This is a genomic window from Gottfriedia sp. NPDC056225 (assembly GCF_042267765.1).
Lineage (GTDB): Bacteria > Bacillota > Bacilli > Bacillales > Bacillaceae_G > Gottfriedia.
Genome location: NZ_JBHJTJ010000103.1, coordinates 1 through 5,706, shown reverse-complemented (window position 1 = coordinate 5,706; position 5,706 = coordinate 1). Strand labels below are relative to the sequence as shown.

Here is a 5,706-nt window from a genome sequence, read left to right as displayed (position 1 = left end):
GTTGAGAAAACAGATACTCCAGGTGCCGTTACTTCAGGCTTTATATCGTATAAAACACGAGATGGACCACGTGAGCTAAATGGTGCTAATTTATCTCCTGTTGTGACTAATTGTTTCATATTACTAAAAGTAAAATTTAAAGACGTATTAGTACTAGATGGTAACTTCGCAGCTAAGGCTTTGCCTTGTACATTACTAATTAAAAATGTCGGGATATAGCCGTAACCTTCTCCTAGGTATACATCACCATTAGGAACATCTGTGTCGTATAATACAGCACCTATTGCTCCACGGGCTTTCGCATTCGCTATGATTTGAGTTAAACCGATGCTACCACGTTGCGCCAATATTACTTTACCCTTTACATCTATTGGTGTAGAAGTACCTGTATTTCCAGTCCAGTACGAACCTTCAGTGCCATATGCTGCATTGACCATTTGCACAGTTTTCCCATCAAAATCTGCTATATTATCCCCTAAGCCTTGAGCGGCTAGTTTTAAATCAGCTGTAACATCACCAGATGACGGTTTTAACGTTCCTGTGTACGTCGGAATAGAAACAGAAGTATCGGATGCTCCAACTGTAATGGCTAAAGGTGAATTACCAGGAGCACCCAGTGAATACATTGAATCTCCAGAGTTTCCTGCAGCAACAATCGCTGTAACACCTGCAAGTACAGCATTGTTAACCGCAATCGTCGTAGGATATAATGGATCATTGTAATTTGCTCCAAGAGACATATTAATAATGTCCATTCCGTCTGAAACTGCTTTATCGAGTCCTGCTAAAATAGCCGATGTATAGCCTGATCCATATGGTCCTAATACACGATAAGAATAAATATCCGCATCCGGTGCAACCCCTGTTACTGAAAGGTCTCCATCATTTTTGCCCTGCCCAGCAATAATACCTGCTACGTGTGTGCCGTGCTCGGTATAATATGCTTCTCCATTTGTAGCTAACTCAGCCTGTCCAGAAGCTTTCCAATCTGCGTATGTCGTTTCCATTGGATCATTGTCATTATCAACGAAATCATAACCACCTTTAAAGGCACCTTTTAAATCTGGGTGATTATAGTCAATTCCCGTATCAAGAATACCAACTTTTACGCCTTTACCCGTAAAGCCTTCTTCATGAAGTTTTTCAACTCCAGGAAATGTAACCATTGTGTGAGTTGCAGCCGTCTTCCCTGTTGTTGATGCTTCGCTAATAGACGGTGGCTCCACTTGAACTTGTAAATCACTATAAACAGCTTTTACTGAGCTTGATTTCAGAAGTGATTTAACTTTGTTCGCTGGAATGGTCATTGAAACACCATTAAACGCTTTTTTATATGAACGTTTTATTGAATATGGATTTTTCTTTGCTTTTAACTCACTACTGAAAATTGTTTTTAAATCTTTTTGGAATGTTTCGTGGGAAGCGTTTACATTTTCTTGTGCATCTTTTGCTGTTAACGTTTCACCATTTGATTCAGCTTCTAAAACAGCTGTCTGCTCGGGCTTGTCCTTAAACTCGACAATGATAGACGTCAACTTGTCACTTGTTTGATCGACTTCAGGCGATAATTGGAGTCCCTCTTTGTCACTAAGCTTCAATTGCTTAATTGCCTCACGCTGCTGTGGCGTAAGTTTTGATAGTACTTGTTCGACCTTTGATGTTGCTTGTGCATGTACTTGTTGTGAAAAGGAACCTGGTGTCATTGTAGTACTTATAAGTCCTGTTGTTAATGCTAATGTTGTCACATTTCGAAACATACTCTTTTTCATCTACTAACCTACTTTCTTTTCTTAAGATAAATTCATTATAATGAAAATTGTCGTAATTTATATTTTGATAAATACCGGAAAATTCTATTTATTTAAAAAAATCAAAATATAAATTACTTAACTCTTCTCTATCAAACCCATAATTTCGTAATTTACTAATAAATAAAATTGAAAGTTTGATAAAAGGCATGGCCGAAGTTAATGAAATATTTCTTTTTGAAAGAAGAACTTTTCGTGTTATACCCTAGGATTTTTAAAGCTACTTACTTTTATATAGAAAAAAGGCTCCGGATTTTTTCCGAAGCCCTTACTTTAAAAAATTATTATTCTATTACTTAACACCTAATGCACTCTTAACAGTTTCTAACGTTTGTGATTTGTATTTCTTTTTTGGAGTTGGTGCATAGTTAATCGTTGGATTTTGCATTAAGTAGTTTTTCTCTACAAATGCTAGGTCTTTTTCATCAACTACACCGTCAAAGTTAATATCTGCATCACGTTTATTTGTTCCCCAGTAAGTTTGTATGTAAAGTGCGTCCATTACGTCAATGACATCGTCTTTGTTAACATCTCCTGCGATTGCTGGATTCACCCCGTATAATGCAAGATTTTCATTCGTCACTTTTCCATCTTCATGGAATCCGATCGTAAAGTCTTTGTGTACGGTGAAATGCCCAGGCACATTAAATTCAAGTTCGTACTGATCATCGGTTAATGGTAATTGCACTTTAAACGTAGACGATTTAGAAGGAACGACTCCTTGATAAACAGTTCCATTTGAATTTGTGGCTTTGACTTTAATTCCAGCCTTTGAATAATCAAACGTTGTCGCTCCTAGTGGAGAACCAGCTGGATCTAAGAATGCTTCTGCATTATTCAAACCACGAAGCAGTGAACTTGTAGGTGCTCCATTATAGATGGATGGATTTCCACTTACAACATTAGTTGTCGTATTATTACTATCGGTAACTAGAGTACTAATATGAGCCATCTGCATTACAGCAACTACCGTATAATCATTACTCAATTTAAACGCCACATCCGCAAGTTTTAAATCACCCGATAATGGCGTAACTCCATCTTTTGTCTTGATTGTAACTGTTGTTAAATAAGTGGTAACGCCAGCTATAGCCGGTTTATCTGTTATAGTCATGTCGACTTTATCCGCTATACTTGGATCTAATGTAATATTCATGGATGCTGCAGTCGCTTCGTGATAAAACGTATAAACTACTTGTTTGACATCCTTTGCTTTATTTAACATTAACGTTGCAAGCGCTGTTTCACCCGGATTTGCCGTACGTTTTTCAGGATTCATATAACCATACGTTACATCATCGCGTGTGACAAATATTTCTCTACCTTCTTTAAATGTTTTATTTGTTGCCTTATCAATTGCATAAAAGCCAATTTCCATCGCTCTTGATGCATTTGTTGGAATCGTCGCTGTAAATGTACCATCAGGATTTACAGGTACCGCTACTTCGCTTCCTCCTAAGTAATCTCGATAATACACTTTTGTACTGCCTTGGTTAACGTTCATCCCAAGTTTTTGCATTTCTTCTGTGTCTTTATCATAAACTGAGCCAGTTATCGTTACGCTCGTTTGACCATTTTTATATTCAAGAACATCCGGACTGTTAATCGTCATTTTTGGTGCGATGTTATCAAAATAAATTGGTGCCTCTTGTGAGAATGTTTTACCTGCGTCATTTGTACCAATAATTTTTATTTTGTAGTACCCTGGTTTCGCTATATCTGGATTATACGCAAAAGGATGTTCATCATCACCTGTCGCTTTGTAGTATACACCGTCAAATGTATTATTTAGTGTATATTGTATATTTTCATCCATTCCTAACCCATCAGCTGTACCGATATAGCCTAGCTCTTTACCTGTTTTCCCATCTTCAAGTATGATATCTAAAGTGCGCATATGTGATTTAAGACTCATCATCGCACTTGTATAAACTAATTGCCCTGGATAAGCAAAATCGAATACCTGTGTGAAAGCTTGTGGGGTCATCGTAATCGGATTCATGCCTTCTTCCACTGTTTTAATCGCGAAAGGTACTTGGTATGTTTCAGCTTGATTATCGTGGTTTGTATACGTTACAAATCCTTCGTAAATACCTAATTTAGCTGATTTTGGTACCGTAATTGCGACAGTTGATTTCTTTTTCGAATTTGCTCCAACTTTAATGGATTTATCCGTCACAATTTGCACACCATTGTCGTCAGCATTTAATGATCCTCGGCGGTCAGCTTGGTACGTTACTTTTACATCATATGTTTTTGCTTGATTACTATTGTTATAGATATTGACTGAACGTTGACCGCTTATATTTTGTCCTGCTGGTGCAAACACACCGAATGCAAGTGCACCTGTTAAGTTTTTAACTGTTTTAAGGTTTCCTTTTTTATCGACGGTCCCCTTTGTTTCATCCACTACTTCAACTCTCGTTTTTGAATGGATTGCTTCATAAGGATCAACTTGTCCAGCCCCTGTTTCAAACACACTATAATCTCCATTTAATGAATCAGCAGTGTTCATTAATGTTTCTTTCACTTCAGCTGGTGTTAAGTTGGGGTTTACTTGTTTTAGTAAAGCTGCAACACCGGCAACGTTTGGAGAAGCCATTGATGTACCAGATAAATTATCATATGCATACTGATAATTTCCAATTTGATCTGCACCGTGCATATAGGATGGAACCGTTGAGAATACCGCCACACCTGGTGCTGTTACTTCAGGCTTAATATCATATGTGATACGAGCTGGTCCACGTGAACTGAATGATGCTAATTTATTTCCTTCGTCCGTTACTTGTCCTACTTCATCAAATGAGAATGTTGGCGTACCTGTACCAAGTTTGGCAATCAGGTCGTTTCCTTGCTCATATGACATAGAGAAAGTAGGAATCATTCCATAGCCTGCACCTAAGTAGGAAGGAATAAATCCTTCACCAGCTATATTGTCAGCCATCAGTACTGCTGCGGCACCATGTTTTTGGGCAATGGTAATTTTATCAATCAGTGCATTTGATCCTCTTTTAACGAGTACAATTTTACCAGTCACATCGATATTTTTATAATCAGTATCTGCACCGTAATTCGGTACTAAAACGATTGGTAAATTTTTACCTTTTAAACTATTAACATTATCACTGAAACCTTTACCTAATAATTTTAAATCAGCACTTACATCAGACGTTCCATGTAATGTACCTTTTGATGTTTCAATTACAGTTTTCGTATCGTTTGCACCGACTGTAATCGCTAATGCTGCAGCTCCTGGTGCACCTAATGTATACATGCCATTCCCCGAGTTACCAGCTGATACTACGGCCGTTACACCAGAAAGGACTGCATTATTTACTGCAAGACTTTCAATATTTTGCGGATCATTTGTACTAGCACCCAATGATAAATTAATAACATCCATCCCATCAGCTACAGCCTTATCAATACCGCCTAACACATTTTCCGTTGAACCAGAACCAAATTTCCCTAATACACGGTATACATATAAATCAGCATCAGGTGCAACCCCAGTTACCGCGTAATCCGTATTATTTTTACCGCGTCCAGCAATGATGCCTGATACATGTGTTCCATGTTCTGTATAGTAAGTTGCCCCCGTAAGAGGATCCTTTTCTGCTAGACCTGATTTTTTCCAGTCATCATACGTTGTTTCCATTGGGTCTGCGTCGTTGTCAACAAAGTCCCAACCTTTTACTGAGCTCGGGCTAATTGTTTTTGGATCAACTCCGGTTTGAGCGCGATATCCTTTATATGCATCCGTTAAATCTGGATGATTATAATCAATCCCAGTATCGATTACCCCAACTTTAACGCCTTTACCAGTGTATCCTTCTGCGTGTAATTTACTTACACCAGGGAATACTTCTGTTTCCATTTTCTTAGTCGTATCTTG

Annotated in this window: 2 protein-coding genes; both read right to left on the bottom strand. The window is 38.0% G+C overall.

Translation table 11 applies throughout. The features are described from left to right. Positions 1-1,769: S8 family serine peptidase (locus tag ACFCYN_RS24905; RefSeq protein ID WP_375952739.1), on the bottom strand; the 1,769-nt coding region annotated here is incomplete at its 3' end. 331 nt (positions 1,770-2,100) lie between these two features. Beyond that, a partial coding sequence (locus ACFCYN_RS24900; RefSeq protein WP_375952736.1) for a S8 family serine peptidase occupies positions 2,101-5,706 on the bottom strand: 3,606 nt, incomplete at its 5' end.